The sequence below is a fragment of the Pseudomonas sp. BSw22131 genome (assembly GCF_026810445.1).
Lineage (GTDB): Bacteria > Pseudomonadota > Gammaproteobacteria > Pseudomonadales > Pseudomonadaceae > Aquipseudomonas > Aquipseudomonas huanghezhanensis.
Window position 1 is genome coordinate 280,569 of sequence record NZ_CP113949.1, and the last position, 16,445, is coordinate 297,013.

17 protein-coding genes are annotated in these 16,445 nt (G+C 58.9%); 11 read left to right on the forward strand and 6 right to left on the reverse strand.

What is annotated here, in order from left to right; all coding sequences use genetic code 11:
* The first annotated feature begins 167 nt into the window (after window positions 1-167).
* A complete protein-coding gene (cyaY, locus tag OYW20_RS01205; RefSeq protein WP_268798923.1) occupies window positions 168-509 on the forward strand; it encodes an iron donor protein CyaY in 342 nt (113 codons plus the stop codon).
* A 2-nt stretch (window positions 510-511) separates the two neighbouring features.
* A complete protein-coding gene (locus OYW20_RS01210; protein WP_268798924.1) occupies window positions 512-742 on the forward strand; it encodes a DUF1289 domain-containing protein in 231 nt (76 codons plus the stop codon).
* Between the two features lie 69 nt (window positions 743-811).
* Here OYW20_RS01210 and OYW20_RS01215 read toward each other — a convergent pair whose 3' ends face one another.
* The 4 genes from OYW20_RS01215 to argH form a co-directional block, all read right to left on the reverse strand.
* Entirely contained in the window at window positions 812-3,679 is a 2,868-nt protein-coding gene (locus tag OYW20_RS01215) for a class I adenylate cyclase (RefSeq protein WP_268798925.1), read from the reverse strand.
* Window positions 3,680-3,871: 192 nt separating this feature from the next.
* Window positions 3,872-4,120: a TIGR02647 family protein gene (locus OYW20_RS01220; RefSeq protein ID WP_268798926.1), complete on the reverse strand. Its 249-nt coding sequence runs from the start codon at window positions 4,118-4,120 to the stop codon at window positions 3,872-3,874.
* A 361-nt stretch (window positions 4,121-4,481) separates the two neighbouring features.
* A complete protein-coding gene (locus OYW20_RS01225) occupies window positions 4,482-4,781 on the reverse strand; it encodes a hypothetical protein (protein ID WP_268798927.1) in 300 nt (99 codons plus the stop codon).
* Between the two features lie 73 nt (window positions 4,782-4,854).
* Window positions 4,855-6,249: an argininosuccinate lyase gene (gene argH / locus OYW20_RS01230; RefSeq protein ID WP_268798928.1), complete on the reverse strand. Its 1,395-nt coding sequence runs from the start codon at window positions 6,247-6,249 to the stop codon at window positions 4,855-4,857.
* A 146-nt stretch (window positions 6,250-6,395) separates the two neighbouring features.
* On the opposite strand from argH, the gene OYW20_RS01235 reads away from it, so the two are divergent.
* From OYW20_RS01235 to rsd, 8 genes are all read left to right on the forward strand, one after another.
* Entirely contained in the window at window positions 6,396-7,472 is a 1,077-nt protein-coding gene (locus tag OYW20_RS01235) for a sensor histidine kinase (RefSeq protein ID WP_268798929.1), read from the forward strand.
* Entirely contained in the window at window positions 7,469-8,215 is a 747-nt protein-coding gene (locus OYW20_RS01240) for a LytR/AlgR family response regulator transcription factor (protein ID WP_268798930.1), read from the forward strand. Before OYW20_RS01235 ends, OYW20_RS01240 begins: the two co-directional genes overlap by 4 nt.
* A 253-nt stretch (window positions 8,216-8,468) precedes the next feature.
* On the forward strand, window positions 8,469-9,410 hold the full coding sequence (hemC, locus tag OYW20_RS01245; RefSeq protein WP_268798931.1) for a hydroxymethylbilane synthase: 942 nt from the start codon (window positions 8,469-8,471) through the stop codon (window positions 9,408-9,410).
* Window positions 9,407-10,180, forward strand: coding sequence for a uroporphyrinogen-III synthase (locus OYW20_RS01250; RefSeq protein ID WP_268798932.1), 774 nt, complete (start codon window positions 9,407-9,409; stop codon window positions 10,178-10,180). The genes hemC and OYW20_RS01250 overlap by 4 nt, the downstream gene beginning before the upstream one ends.
* A 51-nt stretch (window positions 10,181-10,231) precedes the next feature.
* The gene (locus OYW20_RS01255; protein ID WP_268798933.1) at window positions 10,232-11,374 is read left to right on the forward strand and encodes a uroporphyrinogen-III C-methyltransferase; all 1,143 of its coding nucleotides are present in this window, start codon (window positions 10,232-10,234) and stop codon (window positions 11,372-11,374) included.
* A complete protein-coding gene (locus OYW20_RS01260) occupies window positions 11,371-12,618 on the forward strand; it encodes a heme biosynthesis HemY N-terminal domain-containing protein (RefSeq protein WP_268798934.1) in 1,248 nt (415 codons plus the stop codon). The genes OYW20_RS01255 and OYW20_RS01260 overlap by 4 nt, the downstream gene beginning before the upstream one ends.
* A 281-nt stretch (window positions 12,619-12,899) precedes the next feature.
* On the forward strand, window positions 12,900-13,394 hold the full coding sequence (locus tag OYW20_RS01265) for a disulfide bond formation protein B (protein ID WP_268798935.1): 495 nt from the start codon (window positions 12,900-12,902) through the stop codon (window positions 13,392-13,394).
* 182 nt (window positions 13,395-13,576) lie between these two features.
* The gene (gene rsd / locus OYW20_RS01270; RefSeq protein WP_268798936.1) at window positions 13,577-14,053 is read left to right on the forward strand and encodes a sigma D regulator; all 477 of its coding nucleotides are present in this window, start codon (window positions 13,577-13,579) and stop codon (window positions 14,051-14,053) included.
* An 81-nt stretch (window positions 14,054-14,134) separates the two neighbouring features.
* Here rsd and OYW20_RS01275 read toward each other — a convergent pair whose 3' ends face one another.
* Window positions 14,135-14,809, reverse strand: a complete 675-nt coding sequence (locus OYW20_RS01275) for an FKBP-type peptidyl-prolyl cis-trans isomerase (RefSeq protein ID WP_268798937.1) — start codon at window positions 14,807-14,809, stop codon at window positions 14,135-14,137.
* Window positions 14,810-14,988: 179 nt separating this feature from the next.
* On the opposite strand from OYW20_RS01275, the gene OYW20_RS01280 reads away from it, so the two are divergent.
* Window positions 14,989-15,975 (forward strand): AlgP family protein, encoded by a 987-nt coding sequence (locus OYW20_RS01280; RefSeq protein WP_268798938.1) that lies wholly within the window; start codon window positions 14,989-14,991, stop codon window positions 15,973-15,975.
* Window position 15,976: 1 nt separating this feature from the next.
* Here OYW20_RS01280 and OYW20_RS01285 read toward each other — a convergent pair whose 3' ends face one another.
* A complete protein-coding gene (locus OYW20_RS01285) occupies window positions 15,977-16,444 on the reverse strand; it encodes a TIGR02444 family protein (RefSeq protein ID WP_268798939.1) in 468 nt (155 codons plus the stop codon).
* Between the last annotated feature and the right edge of the window lies 1 nt (window position 16,445).

Genomic DNA, 16,445 nt, shown 5'->3' on the forward strand with positions numbered 1-16,445 from the left:
AACTTCCCGTCTGGCGGGGCTTTGACGCGATTGGCGAGAATGTTGCGTTGATCGGGCGGATTTTTGGCGGCGCGACCCGCAGTTGGGCGGGTAAGCTTTGCAATTGCTGCGGAGCGACCGTATCTTGCGTCGCTGCGCCATCAGTAGACACTTTCGAGGTTCCTGCAATGAGTTTGACCGAAGCCCGTTTTCACGACCTGGTCGATGCCACCCAAGAAAAGCTTGAGGATATCTTCGACGATAGCGGCCTGGATCTGGACCTTGAGAGTTCGGCCGGTGTGCTGACAGTCAAATTCGAAAACGGCAGTCAGCTGATTTTCAGTCGTCAGGAGCCTTTGCGTCAGTTGTGGCTGGCAGCGCCGGCCGGTGGCTTCCGCTTCTATTACGACGAAGAAGAGAAGCGCTGGGTATGCGACAAGAGCGAGGAATTGCTGGGCGAAATGCTTCAGCGTCTGGCCAAGAGCCAGGCCGGAGCCGACATAGATTTTGAGCTCATCGACGGAAATTGATCGTGACCGCCACTGCTACGACCCCGCCCCGCGCTCCCAAGCCGCTGTTCAGCAATGTCAGTCCGGCCGTGAAGTCGCCTTGCATCAGTGTCTGCCGGCTTGATGAGCAGAAAGTTTGTACCGGCTGCTATCGCCACGTCGAAGACATTCGCGAGTGGCGCGCCGCGACGGACGAACGACGTCGGGCGATTGTGGCGGAGTCCGAAGCCCGGCGCGCCACTTACACCCTGTAGGAGCCAACGTCGTGGCGAGGCAGTGTCAAAGGGTGAACCATTGCCACCGTCTCGCGAATGAATTCGCTACTAAAGTGGTTTGATGGCTTCAGGCCCGTCCATTGCCTCGTTGAGCGACTTTTCCAATTGCGCTTTGTAGCGCAGAAACAGAATGGTCTGGCCCCGTTTTTCGCTGAGTAAGCCGGACAAGTCCAGATCCGTGATGTAGCAGCGGTAGCGCGCAGGCTCTGTGCGTCGGTCAAGAATCTCTCTGGCGACAACGTCGAACAACTGCTCGCCAAACTCCAGCTCTGAAAACTCTTTGTTGTTGCAGTACAGCGTGACGCTCACTTGCCCTGGTGATGCCTCTTCAACAATCGCCTGCACATCATAAAAAGCCCTGTCCACCGTCAGCGCAGGCGCTTGGCGCCGTTCGACGTGTCGGGCGCGACCGGCGCCTTCCGGGGTGAGCCGGTAATACAGGATTTCCAGCGCGGACGGCTCAAGCGGGTTTTCGAGGTGCAGCGTGGCGCCACGACGGTACATGAGCGAGTTCAGAAACCGTTGAAGCGGCAGCAACAGGCTGGATTCATCGTAATAGGGCAAGTGCTGATGCCACACCGCATTGTGCTCATCGAGCACGTAGAGATCAGCCTGCGATTCGTTGATTCGGTAGAACACCTGTATGCACTCCGGCTGCCCGTGCGCGATGAGCAGTGACAGGTCGCTGTCGTCCAACGCCTGCGGATCGAGGTGCAGCGGGCTGTACGACGGCAGTTCTTCACTCAGGTAGTCAAACAGCGCGGGCAGGCTGTCAAGCACGACATGACTGACGTGCCCGGGGATGATTTCCAGGACGTGATAGCGCTGCTGGACCTGAATCAGATACCGATGATTGAGGCCACGTTTGAGCAGTAATTGCGCGGTATTGATCAACTCCTCGACGCGTTGCTCAATGGCATGAGCGCGGTTGTGGCAGAAGCAGCGTACGCGCACCACAGGTTCTGGTCGATTGGGCACCTGACCATTGAGCAGGTCAACCATGCAGTCGAGCAGGGCATAGGGGCCATCGAACCGGTTGACCAGCACCTCATTCCAGCTGTTGAGCGTCACTTGGTCGAACGTCAGCACCAGATTCTCCCTGACGCCTGCGTAGCTCAGCGAATCCGTACGCTCGGTCGTCATCAAGATGTTCAGGTCTTTGTGGTGCTTGAGCGGATCGACACCCACGTTTACCAGCAACAGGATTTCGCGTGGTGCGCTTGGGCTGAGCAAGGCGACTTCGCTGACGGGCTCAAGCGGCAAGGCGACGCTTTGCTGAAGCGCGCCTTGCAGGTTGAACAGTTCGAATTCGGTTAAATCGCTGGTGCCGGGATGCAGCGCAAGGCGCGTAGTGGTATCGATCACGCTGTTGCGGTGGCACCAGGTGAGCAGTTCCAGCAGCTCACGGCTGCGTTTGATTGGCGAGAAGTTCACCCACTCGTGCACGCCCAGATTGCCGTTATACAGTGCCCACTGCGTCTGGCCGGGCTCGCGTTTATTGGGCGATTGCACAAGCGTCAGCGTGTCTTCGGCCAAATCCGGCGCAATGCCAGGATTGACGAATTCGACCTTGCCCGCCTTGCGTTCAAATGTTGCGTACAGCCGACGACCGAGCACATTGAGGTCGCGTCGGGTAATCGAGCTGACCGCATTTTGCGTACGCGCGAACTGCGTCAGGAAGCGATAGCTGTAGTTGAGCTCAGTCACCAACGCTCTTCGCTCGACGCAAACCTGCCGCACTTTCCATTGGCTGCGGCTGTCGAGCAGCGTCAATTGTCGCTCGTCCCATTGCCATTCTTTGGCCAGCCGTTCCAGCAACAGGCGCTGCCAGCTGCTGCTGCGCGCCCGTGAGGGCCCGGTCAGCTTCTTGTTGACCTTCAGATAAAGACTGCGGCGCACAAGCTCCAGGCGTTCCGGTTCGCCGCGAGCGTGCAGGTACTCCTCGATCCGGCGATAGACCATCATGTACGGGTCCAATTCGTCGAGGTCGACCTGATTGGCGAACACCGCTTGCTTCAACCGCAGACTGAGGCACTGAACCTGCGGATGCTCGCTGGCGTAAACCTCGGTCAGCAGCAGCTTGAGCACCGATTTGTAGGGCGACTCTATGCCTTTGAACAATTGCCAGAGCCCGGCGCCGATAAATTCACCGGGCGGGATGTGCGCCATAGGACCCAGGTCAAGAATCTCGTCCTCGCGAATAAACCGCTTGGACAGCAACGTGTGCGTGTACTCGCTGTAGCGTGCTTCCTCGTACACGGGCACCAGCCACCACAGCGGCGTCCGCCCGGCCAGCCAGATGGCCGTCCGGTAAAACTCGTCGAGCAATAGATAATGCTGAGTGGTGCCGCAGTCTTCGCCACTGAGTTGCGCATCCCGCTCGCCAAGGACAAAGCGTTGCGGGTCGATCAAAAAGAAATGCGCCTCGGCGCCCATCGTTGCGGCCCAGGCTTCCAGTGCGTGGCATTTCTTGCGCAGTTCCTGCACCGCCTCGGCTGAAAGCGTTGAGTCGTGACACACCCACACGTCCATGTCGCTCTGGTCTGCCTGAGCCAGCGTGCCGAGGCTGCCCATCAGGAAAAGACCATGAATAGGCGCAGGCGCGTTACCGCGTCGAGGCTTGTAGGAGAATGAGCGCGTCAGCCGCTGTGCTTCGGTGAGCGCATGAGCGTCGGGGTCATAGCCGCAAACCCCCGCCGGCGTGCTGCCCGACACATAGCCTGGCAGCAAGGGATGATTAACATGAAAAAACAGCGCAAGCAGTGCCAGCACCGATTGCTGGCGCGACGACAGGCCTTCATTGGCGCGAGACAGCCGCCCTTCGTTGAGGGTCAGAAATCGGTTTCGCAACTGGCTCAGCACCTTGCGGTCGATGCCTTGGTCCAGATCGGGTCGAATTTCAAAACTACGCTTCATCGCGACTCAGGCCGGCGAGCGGCAATGCAGGGGGCGGGCAGGGCGACGACAGTAACGGCGCTGGCTGGGGGCGTGGCGACCGGCTGTTATTAAGGTGGCGCCAATGGGTATCGGCGTGCCACTCGGAAAATGAAGGGGTCGCGAAACCTTTATTTCATGCGTCCGGGCGAAGGTTTCGCGAGATGGCCTGTATCAGGCCGCTTCCTGGGTAATGGCCAGAATGGTCAGCAACGACTGCGCATGTTTTGCGGCTTCCAGCCCCAGGCTGGTCAGATAGCCGCCGTCGACCTGGGTCGTCAGCCCTTTGTCGTGAAGCCTTTTTGCTGCGGCGATGGCCGACGGTGCGGCCACGTGATGGACTTTGAGACCCTCCTGGGTATTGGCCAGATTGAACAGCGACAGGATTTCCAGTTCGGCTACCAATTCAGGTGTAAACGACATAGGCGCTCCAGACTTTTTAGTTGATACGCGACGATGTAAATCGACAGGCGTGAAAGCCCCGTTGGTCAAGCGGCAGCGGGACGTTTGCAAGTGTAGTAGCGTCTGGAGGATTTGCAGGGGGAATGTTGCGAGGGCGGGGATGGAGCCCCTGTAGGAGCGAATTCATTCGCGAGACGTCGGGATTGATTCAGCCCATGACGCCATCTCGCCAACACGTTGGCTACTACAGAACTAGCACTAGCCGACTACATCGCGCTTTGCTGCGTTCCCAATCTGTAGGCGCGAATTCATACGCGCGGCGGCATGACTGATTCGACGCGCAAGACGTTTCGCCAACAAGTTGGCTCAGAGGCAGCGTCGTTTATTCTTCGTCGGTCTTCACGCCGGGCGGCATTTCCGGCAGTGCACGCAGGGCGGCCTCGTACCATTGTGTGTTGAACGGTCGGTCTTCCTTGAGGATCCCGTCGATCTCGACGGCAAGTACGTGAGCCATCATTTCCAGAATGTCATCGCGCTCGTAGCCCACCAGCGTCAGCTTGTTGAACGTCGCTTTGGCGGCTGGCGGGTTGTCGCTCTCGATCTGATTCTCGATTGCCTCGATCAGGGTCGCTTCAGCGAACTGTTCTTCATCTTCTTCATTTTTTTCGATTATGTCGCTCATGATGTTCTCGATGTCCTGGCAATGAAAACCGCGCCACCCTCGGGTAGCGCGTCTGTTTGGTGGCGTTGAGTGTTCAGCGATGGATGAGCAACGACCGGCCCCGATTGACGGCAGCTTTGACCTGGTTGGGCGCGGTGCCACCGATATGGTCACGTGCATTGACCGAGCCTTCCAGCGTCAGGACGGCGAACACGTCCTGCTCGATCTGGTCGCTGAAACGGCGCAATTCTTCCAGGGTCATTTCTGCCAGATCCTTACCGCTTTCCACGCCGTATTTCACGGCGTGGCCAACGATTTCATGGCAGTCGCGGAACGGCAGGCCACGGCGAACCAGATAGTCAGCCAGATCGGTGGCGGTAGAGAACCCGCGCAGCGCAGCTTCACGCATGATCGCGTGTTTTGGCTTGATTGCCGGGATCATATCGGCGAAGGCGCGCAGTGAGTCACGCAGCGTATCGGCCGCATCGAACAGTGGCTCTTTGTCTTCCTGGTTGTCTTTGTTGTAGGCCAGTGGCTGGCCTTTCATCAACGTCAGCAGCCCCATCAGCGCCCCGAACACCCGACCGCTTTTGCCTCGTACCAGCTCGGGAACGTCGGGGTTTTTCTTTTGCGGCATGATCGAGCTGCCGGTGCAGAAGCGATCAGGCAGGTCGATGAACTGAAATTGCGCGCTGGTCCAGAGCACCAGCTCCTCGGAGAAGCGCGACAGGTGCATCATCGCAATACTTGCAGCCGAGCAGAATTCAATGGCGAAGTCGCGATCGGACACGCTGTCCAGCGAGTTGCCGCCCACGGCTTCAAAACCCAGCAGCTGGCACGTCAATTCCCGGTCGATCGGGTAAGTGGTGCCCGCCAGCGCAGCGCTGCCCAGCGGCATGCGATTGGTGCGCTTGCGGCAATCGATCAAACGCTCGTAATCGCGGCTGAGCATTTCGAACCACGCCAGCATGTGGTGACCGAACGTCACCGGCTGTGCGGTCTGCAGGTGAGTAAAGCCGGGCATGATGGTTTCGGCTTCCCACTCGGCCAGGCCCAGCAGGCCTTCTTGCAAGCGGGTTATTTCGGCGAGGATCAGATCGATTTCGTCACGCAGCCACAAGCGGATGTCAGTGGCGACCTGGTCATTACGGCTGCGTCCGGTGTGCAATTTCTTGCCGGTGATGCCGATGCGGTCCGTCAGGCGCGCTTCGATGTTCATGTGCACGTCTTCCAGGTCCACGCGCCAGTCGAAGCTCCCGGCTTCGATTTCGCCCTGGATGGTCTTCAGGCCGTCGACGATGGTATCGCGCTCCGCATCGGTCAGCACGCCGACCTTGGCCAGCATGGTGGCGTGGGCGATGGAGCCCAGGATGTCGTGGCGGTAGAGGCGCTGATCGAAAGTGACGGAGGCGGTGAAGCGCGCGACGAAGGCGTCGACGGGTTCACTGAAGCGGCCGCCCCAGGACTGGTTGGTCTTGTCGGTGCTCATGGATTCGCTCGCTGCTCTGCTGGTTGCTGTACGGGGAAATTGACGTGCGCCGATTTCGAAAAAAGGCGCCGGCGATAATAACAGCATTGCCATTTTTTTATCCCCGACAGCTTGCCGCTGAGGGGGCGAGGGCAGAGACTGAGCCGATGCGAAAACAGCGAACAAAACCGGGCCAGAGCGCCGCCAAAGAATTCTTCCTGCCCGAACTGTGCCTGCCCCAGGCCTTGCTCGTGCTCGTCGTCCTGGCGGAGTTGATGGTGCTTGTGCTGGTGTTGGTCGAGCCTATGCAAGCAGGCTTCGATTGGGTGCGCATGGCGCTGATGTCGCTGTTCGTGCAATGGATCGTGCTGCTGTCTGCTGCGTTGCTGTGCGGGCTTCGTCCCTGGCTTGCGCGGCTGCACCCGGGCCTCGCCGGCGCGTTGGGATGCCTGTTGGTGGTCGGTGTGACGCTGGCGTGTACGGCGGTGGCTGATTATTGCCAGTTGAGCGGTGAGCTGCCGGTTGATCGCGACGTCGAGCGCTATGCGCGTTATTCATTGATCGCTGTGATCATGTCGGCGCTGATGCTGCGTTACTTCTATCTGCAAAGTCAGTGGCGCAAACAGCAACAGGCGGAGCTGGGCGCGCGAATCGAATCGCTGCAGGCGCGCATCCGTCCGCATTTCCTGTTCAACACCCTCAACAGCATCGCCAGTCTGGTGACGAGCGATCCGGTCAAGGCCGAGCAGGCGGTCATGGATTTATCCGACCTGTTTCGAGCCAGCCTGGGCAAGCCCGGCAGCCTGACCACTTGGCGAGAAGAGATGGAGTTGGCTAAACGTTATTTATCGATTGAGCAATATCGACTTGGCGAGCGTCTACAGTTGGACTGGGACGTCAGTGCAATTCCCGACGACTTGCCGATTCCCCAGCTAACCTTGCAGCCATTACTGGAAAACGCGTTGATCTACGGCATTGCGCCTAGAGTTGAGGGCGGGATCGTCAGAGTCGAAGCTGATTATGAGAGAGGGGTGTTCATATTGCGTGTCAGTAATCCCTACGACGAGGTGGCCGGGCGTCAGACTTCAAATGGTACACAGCAGGCCCTGACAAACATCGGAGCTCGAATCACGGCACTTTTTGGTCCTCACGCCAGTCTGAGCGTGGAGCGCCGTGACGGTCGTCACTTCACCTGTCTACGCTATCCTTGTGCGAGACTCACGCAGGAAGCCAGAGCAATATGAATGTCCTGATCGTTGATGACGAACCCCTTGCCCGCGAGCGACTAAGTCGCATGATAGGCGAGCTTGAGGGCTATAGGGTCCTGGAACCCAGCGCCACCAATGGCGAAGAAGCGTTGGCTTTGATCGACAGCCTCAAGCCTGACGTGGTGTTACTGGATATCCGCATGCCGGGCCTTGATGGCCTCCAGGTAGCGGCTAAATTATGCGAACGCGATACGCCTCCCGCCGTGGTTTTTTGCACGGCTCATGATGAATTTGCGCTTGAAGCGTTTCAGGTGAGCGCGGTGGGGTATCTGGTCAAGCCAGTGCGTCCCGAGAGCTTGCTTGAGGCGTTACGCAAAGCCGAGCGTCCAAACCGTGTTCAGTTGGCAGCGTTGACCCGCCCGGCGGCGGAAAGCGGAAACGGGCCGCGCAGCCACATCAGTGCCCGCACCCGCAAAGGGATTGAACTGATCCCGCTGGATCATGTGATCTATTTCATCGCTGACCACAAGTACGTGACGCTGCGTCACGAGGACGGCGAAGTGTTGCTGGACGAGCCTCTGAAGGCGCTGGAGGACGAATTTGGTGACCGGTTTGTGCGGATCCACCGCAATGCACTGGTGGCGCGCGAGCGAATCGAGCGACTGCAGCGGACACCACTCGGGCATTTCCAATTGTTCCTCAAAGGGCTTAACGGAGATGCATTGATCGTCAGCCGTCGGCATGTGGCAGGCGTGCGCAGGATGATGCAACAGCTGTAAGTCACTGGCGGCCTTCTTGTCAGAGCGCGCTTGGCCGCCACAGATTTTGGCCGCAAAACTGCTTGCGTGAGACGGGCTTCATTGCGTCCATGTGCGCCCCTGCAGACGATCCAGAGCCGGAAGTCGCGACACGCCGTCACATGGGCCTGGCGGGTCGATTGAGATCATGATGCGCGTAGATTCAAGACGCCAATGAGGCCCTGCGGGGCTGAACTGGTATTATCCGCCGCATTTACTCAGTACGGATTGATTCATGTCCCCTCGCGAAATCCGCATCGCTACTCGCAAAAGCGCGCTGGCCCTCTGGCAGGCCGAATACGTGAAAGCCCGCCTGGAACAGGCTCACCCCGGATTGCTCGTGACGCTTGTGCCCATGGTGAGCCGTGGCGACAAGCTGCTGGATTCTCCGCTGTCGAAAATCGGCGGCAAAGGGCTGTTCGTCAAGGAGCTGGAAACAGCGCTGCTTGAACATGAAGCCGACATCGCCGTGCATTCCATGAAAGACGTGCCGATGGACTTTCCTCAGGGACTTGGTCTGTTCTGCATCTGCGAGCGCGAAGACCCGCGCGATGCGTTCGTCTCCAACGCTTATCCCAGCCTTCAGGCGCTACCGCCCGGCAGCATCGTCGGCACCTCCAGCCTGCGCCGCCAGGCGCAACTGCTGGCTCGGCGTCCTGATCTGATCATTCATTTCCTTCGTGGCAACGTCAACACGCGACTGGCCAAGCTCGACTCCGGCGAGTACGACGCGATCATTCTGGCCGCCGCTGGCTTGATTCGTCTCGGTTTTGAGGACCGCATCACCGACGCCATCAGTGTCCAAGACAGTCTGCCCGCTGGCGGGCAGGGCGCGGTCGGCATCGAATGCCGCAGTGTCGACACCGAGTTGCATGCCTTGCTGGCGCCGCTGCACCACGACGACACCGCCGTGCGAGTGACCGCCGAGCGAGCGTTGAATAAACATCTGAACGGCGGCTGCCAAGTGCCAATTGCCTGTTATGCCGTGCTGGAAGGCGATCAGATCTGGCTTCGCGGTCTGGTGGGTGATCCTTCCGGAACTGTGCTCCTGCATGCAGAGGCCCGCGCTCCCCAGGTGGATGCTCAAGCCTTGGGCGTCCAGGTAGCTGAAGCGCTTCTGACCCAAGGCGCGGCAAAAATCCTCAAGGCGGTTTACGGTGAGGCTGACGAAACGTGAGCAATTGGCGGCTGTTGCTGACTCGCCCGACTGACGAATGCGAGGCGCTGGCGCAGACGTTGGCAGAGTCTGGCGTGTACAGCGCCAGTCTGCCGTTGCTGGACATCCATCCGCTGCCAGCAACTGCACAGCACCAGTCAGTCATTTACGGCTTGCATCAGTACTGCGCGGTCATCGTTGTCAGCAAGCCCGCTGCGCGCCTTGGCCTTGCGATGCTTGACGAGGTCTGGCCGCAGCCGCCGATTCAAAAGTGGTTCACGGTCGGCGCTGCGACCGCGAAGATTCTCGATAACTATGGCCTTAGCGTGAATTTCCCGGAGCAGGGAGATGACAGCGAAGCGCTGCTGGACTTGCCGCAGTTGCAGGAGGCCATCGCCGGTCATGATCCCAAGGTGCTGATCATGCGCGGCGAAGACGGCCGCGAGCTATTGGCTGAACGCTTGCGTGAACAGGGCGTTACTGTCGACTATTTGCCGCTGTATAGCCGCAGCCTGCCGCAATATCCTCCTTCGACATTGCCGGATCGTGTCCAGGCGGAACGCTTGAACGGGCTGGTGGTCAGCAGTGGACAAGGTTTTCAGCATTTGCGGGAGTTGGCAGGTGATTTTTGGCCACAACTGGCGCAGTTGCCTTTATTCGTACCGAGCCCTCGCGTTGCTGAGTCAGCGCGCGCAGAAGGTGCTCAAAACGTAGTGGATTGCCGTGGCGCGAGTGCTGCGGCTTTGCTGGCGGCGTTAGGGGAACAACCCGAGCCTGCTTCACAGGCGTAGAAATCGACGACTCGTATGACGCGATAACGCCCAAATGCAAAGGATGGACACGTGAGCGAGACACTCTTGCCTAAAGATGACGTTGAACCGGTACTGACCCAGAAGCCTGAGCCGATCCCGGGGCCCGCGCGCAAAGAACCCTCGGGCGGGCGCGGTAATGGCCTGGCCATTCTGGCATTGCTGCTGGGCGCCGCCGGCGTTGCGGTTGGCGGCTGGAGTGTCTGGCAATTGCGTGCGATCCAGAGCGGTAATCAACAACAGTCCAGCTTGATCCAGGATGTGGGGTCGCAAACTCAGACGCTCAAGCAGGATCAGCAATCGCTGTCTGCCCGGCTTGCACAATTGCCCGGAGCGCAAGAGCTCGAAGAGCGCCGCCGGCTGGTCACTCAGCTTCAGGGCGATCAGCAACGTTTGAGTCAGCGGGTTGAAACCGTACTGGGTGCCAGCCGCAAGGACTGGCGTCTGGCTGAAGCCGAGCATCTGCTTAGGCTGGCGAGCCTCAGGCTCTCGGCGCTGCAAGATATCAACAGCGCTCATGCGTTGGTTCAGGGCGCAGACGAAATCCTGCGCGAGCAAGACGATCCGGGCGCTTTCGCTGCACGCGAACAGTTGGCGAAAAGCCTTGCGGCGCTCAGCAGTGTCGATCAACCGGACCGCACGGGACTGTATTTGCAGCTGGCGGCCGTCCGCGAGCAAGCCATCGCACTCAATGCGCTGGCGCCGGAATATAAAGACGAAGGTCAGTCGCTGTTCGGCCTGACTGACGGCAACGAAGATACCTACTGGGCGAAATGGTGGGACCAGATCTCCCGTTTCGTACGCATCGACTTCAACGCCGACAAAAACCTGCGTCCGTTGCTGGCCGGTCAAAGCCTTGCCCAAGTACGCCTCGCACTTAGCCTTGCGCTGGAGCAGGCGCAGTGGGCGGCTTTAAATGGTCAGGCGCCGGTTTACACCAAAGCGATGGCCGAGGCGAAGAGCGTACTGGATAGCAATTTCAATCAGGACAACCCGCAAAGCAAATTCATAGGCGCGCAGATAGAAGTGCTGGCTAAGAAGCCGGTTGCTGTGGCGACGCCTGATCTTGCGTCAAGCTTGAGTGCGGTTCAGGCATACCTTGCGCAACGCCATTCGCCGGTCGGCGGGGCGTTGAGCAATCAGGGCAACAGCGCTCAGCAGGAGACTCCTCAATGAAGCGTGCTTACCTGATTGTGTTCGTGGCAATCATCATCGCCGCCTTCGTTGGGCTTGCCGTCTCTGAGCACGCAGGCTACGTACTCATCTCTTACGATCAGTTCCGTTATGAGTCGAGCCTATGGGCGCTGTTGGCGTTACTGGTGGTTGTGTGGTTGGTGATCTGGGTGATTCGTGCCGTGGTCGGTGTGCTGACGACTTCCGGGAAGGTGGTCAATCCTTGGTCAAATCGTAATCGAAGCCGTCGCGTGCAATCGTCAATCGAGCAGGGGCAGCTTGATCTGGCCGAGGGGCGCTGGGCCAGCGCTCAGCGGCATTTGCAGCGGGCTGCGGAAGCTGAGCGTCAGCCGCTGCTGTACTACCTGGGTGCCGCTCGTGCTGCCAACGAGCAGGGCCTCTATGAAGAGAGCGACAGCCTGCTTGAACGTGCGCTTGAGCGTCAGCCGCAGGCCGAGCTGGCCATTGCACTCAATCATGCGCAGCTTCAGCTGGATCGTGGCGACACCGACGGAGCGCTCGCCGCCTTGCAGGCCATGCAAGAGCGTCACCCGCATAACGCGCAGGTGCTGCGGCAGCTACAGAGGGTTTATCGTCAGCGAGGTGAGTGGTCACAACTGATTCGTCTGATGCCCGAGTTGCGCAAGGACAAGGTCTTGCCTGCTCAAGAGCTCGCAGAGCTTGAGCGTCGCGCCTGGGGCGAAAACCTTTCGCTGGCAGCCTATCGTGATCAGGTCGATGAAACGGGCCTCACCGGCTTGCCAGCACTGGAAAACGCTTGGAAGCAGCTTACGTCTGCGCAGCGGCAGGAGCCTGCGTTGGTGCTGGCGTATGCCGAACAACTCCGCCGACTGGGCGCCGATACGCAGGCAGAAGAAGTATTGCGCGCCGCCATGAAGCGCGACTACAACACCCATTTGGCGCGCCTGTATGGGCTGGTCCGTGGTGGCGATCCTTCCCGGCAGTTGCAGACAGCGGAAGGGTGGCTCAAGAATCATCCTGATGATCCAGGATTGTTGCTGACGCTGGGCCGGCTGTGTCTGCAAAGCAGTCTGTGGGGCAAGGCGCGCGATTATCTTGAGGCCAGTCTTCGCCTTCAGCGCAACCCGGAGGCGTGCGCCGAGCTGGCACGGTTGCTCGGGCAGTTGGGTGAGACAGAGCGCAGCAATCAACTTTTTCAGGAAGGATTGGGCTTGCTGGACGAACGTTTATTGGCCCGTCCGCTTCCGGCATTGAGTGGCGCCTGAGGTTCGAAAGTTACGTCACTAAAAAGGCCCTACTTGAGGGCCTTTTTTCATTTTATGGGTTGTGATGTAGGACGAATCGCTTATTCCATCTCATCTGCTGAATCGCCTTAGGCCTCCTAGTAAAAAGTCGACTGGAAGAGGTCCGTAAGTCCTTACTTAAACACAGAAATATCCTTGTCCCGCTGCCTTGAAAGCGATGCGTGCTTTCCTCTACCGTAGCGGCCTTTGTACTTTGTCACGGATTTTCCATGCACTTAGCTCGGCTGCGCATTGTGTTCCTTATGGCATTTGTTTCCTGTGCATTGTGCTTAGGGGCCGCGTTCTATTTTGATATGCGTCTCGGGCCGTCGCTGAGCCCATTTTGTCTGGTTCAACGAGGCCTCTACGTAGCCTACGGCGTGTTATGCCTGCTGGCCGTTGTGCACGCGCCGCGCATTTCGGGTTGGCGCGTTTATGCCGGCTTGATGCTGATCATCTCAATCTCTGGCGCTTTGATTGCCGGCCGCCAAGTGTTTCTGCAGGCCTTTGCGCCCGACGATATCGTGGCGTGCCAGGCCAATTTGCAATTCATGCTTGATACTCAGCCCTTTCTGAAAGTCCTTGGCATGGTGCTGAGCGGCAATATTGGATGCGCCGAAATCACTTGGTCATTTTTTGGCATCAGCATTCCCGAGTGGAGCCTGCTGGCCTTTACGGGCCTCGGCGTGTTCGCGCTACGGCATGTTTTTATCGGGCTGCGGTGGCTGGGAGCAACGGCGTCGGGTGCCGAGGATTAAACACTTGTATGAACTTTATCTGCTGCGTACCTTGAAGGCCTAGTCATGCGGGCATAGTCTGGCCCGCACGCGTTATCGTAATGTCACTGCTGTCGACGTTTTTTGGATCCGGCTTTCTGATTTCAGGCCGCATCGTCAATTCGATCAGAGGCAGCATGCCCCTGAAGGGAAGAGAGAACATCATGCTGGAAAGTTGTCAGAATGCTCAGGAACGCTGGGGCGGGGTTCACAAGTTGATTGATCGCTGGTTACAGGATCGCAACGAGCTGATCCGGTCTTACGATGCACTGGGGGATACACCGGAAGCATTGGCCGCCGACCGAAAGGGGCTACAGACTTTTTGCGAGCTGTTGGTCGATTACGTATCTGCAGGGCACTTTGAGGTCTACGAGCAACTGAATAGAGAGGCCAGGGCGTTCAACGACGAGCGCGGTCTTGAGCTTGCTGACACCATCTATCCACGTTTGAACGTCATCACCAAAACTGCTCTTGCCTTTAATGACAGGTGTGACAAAGGTGACTGCTCGGATTGTTCGGCAGTGGCTGTAGAGTTCAACACGCTGGGCGGTCTGCTGCATGAGCGCTTCGAGCTGGAAGATTGCTTGATCGAAGTGCTGCACAACGCTCACAAAGAACAGGACGCCGCTGTTCAGGCGTGATGAATCGAGCGTATTTTGCGACATGAAAAAGGGGTGCACATTGTGCACCCCTTTTTATTGGCCCCAACGTTGCCGGCGCCGTTACTGAGAGACCGAAATCAGCTCGATGTCGAATACGAGCGGTGTGTAGGGATCGATCAGGTCGCCCGCACCCTCAGCCCCATAGGCTTGTGCTGAAGGAATTACCAAATGCCACTTGGCGCCAACCGGCATTTCCTGGAGCGCGGTTGTCCAGCCGGCGATCACGCTGTCGAGGCGAAACCATTGAGGTGCGGCGCTTTGGTCAAAGATCGTACCGTCAGGCAATCGGCCAACGTATTTGACCTGCGCGCGACCATTGATGTCGGGCTTGGGGCCTGAGCCCGGCGTCAGCTCTGTGACGAGAATCCCGTCCGCGATTACGCGCACGCCGGGCTTGGCCTTTTCGATGTCCATGAAGCGCCGTTCCTCTTTCAGCGCAGCTTCGGTTTGAGGCTCTGGCTGTCCGGAGGTCTCCGCCTGGGCAACGGCTGCATCGTGATCGCTGAGAATTTGCTCGATGCGTTCCTGTTTGATCGCCAGCGGTTTGTTCTGATACGCCTGCTGCAACCCGTCAATCAACGCTTGCAGTTGAAGACCCGGCGCCTCCTGGCGCAGCCGCTCGCCCAGACTCGCCCCCAGGCTGTACGCCAGATCGTGGGCGTTGTCGGAGGGAGCATCTGCGGCGTGTGCGAGGGGTAGCAAGAGGAACAACGACGTTAACAGGTAGCGCGACATGAATGCTCTCCGGCCTAGGAAGTGGGGATTATGCCAGCGCGGCGTCTTTAATGTGATGGGGATGTGGGTGATTTTGCGCGTCTCGCAACAGAGCAGGGTTTGTAGTGTCAAGATGCCCTAGCGGCAGTGCGGGCAGAGGTCTATTATGAGCCGCATTCAAATCAGCCAGGAGGTAAGTCATGTCGGCCAAAAAGAAGCCAGTAAATACCCCGTTGCATTTGCTCCAACAGCTCTCCAGTAGCTTGCTCGAACACTTGGAAAATGCGTGCACCCAAGCGCTGGCTGATGCTGAAAAACTGCTCGCCAAGCTCGAAAAGCAGCGTGGCAAGGCGCAGGAAAAGCTGCACAAATCGCGCACCAAGCTTCAGGACGCGGCCACTGCCGGAAAGGCCAAGGCGCAGTCCAAGGCAAAAGAGGGCGTCGCAGCACTTGAATCACTGCTTGATGCTCTGAAAGACCGTCAGACTGAAACCCGTGCATACATTCTCGAGCTTAAGCACGATGCCCAGGAAAGCCTGAAGCTGGCACAGGGCGTGGGCCATGTGAAAGAGGCCGTGGGTAAGGTGCTGAGTGACCGCGCTGCAAAACCTGGCCCTGCCAAGCACGGCGCCAAGTCTGCTCCCAAGCCGCCTGCTCCTGGTAAAGCCAAACCACCTGCTAAATCGCCTGTTAAGCCAATTTCAAAAACCGGTGCAGCAACTCCTCCGGCAAAACCGGCTGCCAAGCCCTTGGCCAAACCCGCTGCTGCCAAAGCGCCGGTGACCAAAGCTGCTAGCAAGCCAGCGGCTAAACCTGCTGCCAAATCATCCGCGGCTGCAAAATCCTCAGCGACGGCTGTGACTGCCAAGGCACCGGCTAAAGCCGCCTCGGCCACCAAGCCCGCAGCCGCCAAGCCTGCCGTGAAAGCGCCGGCTGCCAGCGCTGCTGCGAAGTCCGCGGTCAAAGCGCCCGCTAAAGCTGCGGCCAAACCCGCTGCGAAAACTGCGGCAGCCAAATCTGCCAGTGCCAAGCCTGCGGCACGCAAAGCTGCTGCGAAGCCAGCTGTAGCCAAGGCAACCCCTGCTGCTGCCAAGCCGGCTGCGGCGAATGCTTCGTCGCCAACGCCTGCTGCGTCACCCGCTCCGGCCGCGCCTGCAACCGGTTCTACATCGGGCAACGCTTCCTGATTTAGAGGGAATCCGCCACGACGCGCAGCACGTGCAGCGCGTCATGGTTGTTAGCGATGGCCGCATCGCCCGCAACCGCGCTCAGCCAGGCGCCTGCTCCCTGCGGGAGCTGCCTCGGCCAATCCTGGGCGAGGCCTTGCAGTCGTGACAGCAGTATCCGTTCAGCGTCTAGCTCAAGTGCTTTCACGCGCTCTCGTAACAGTCCCCATTCTGCGTCACCGACGGACTCCGCCTTCCAGCGTGTGCGCAATGCCCTCAGCGGCTGTACGACCTGATTGTCCCAAGGCGTCGCCAATTGTCCGATTTCCAGCACTCGCTGATCGTCCAACGCCACGCCTCTTCGTGCCAGCCACACCCCGCATAACACCGCACACACGTTAGCCCCACTGGCTTGAAGCGCCAGGCAAGCTTGCTCGACCCCCTGCCTTGCGTAGAAATCCTGGGTGAAACTCCAAAGGTCTGAGGGCATA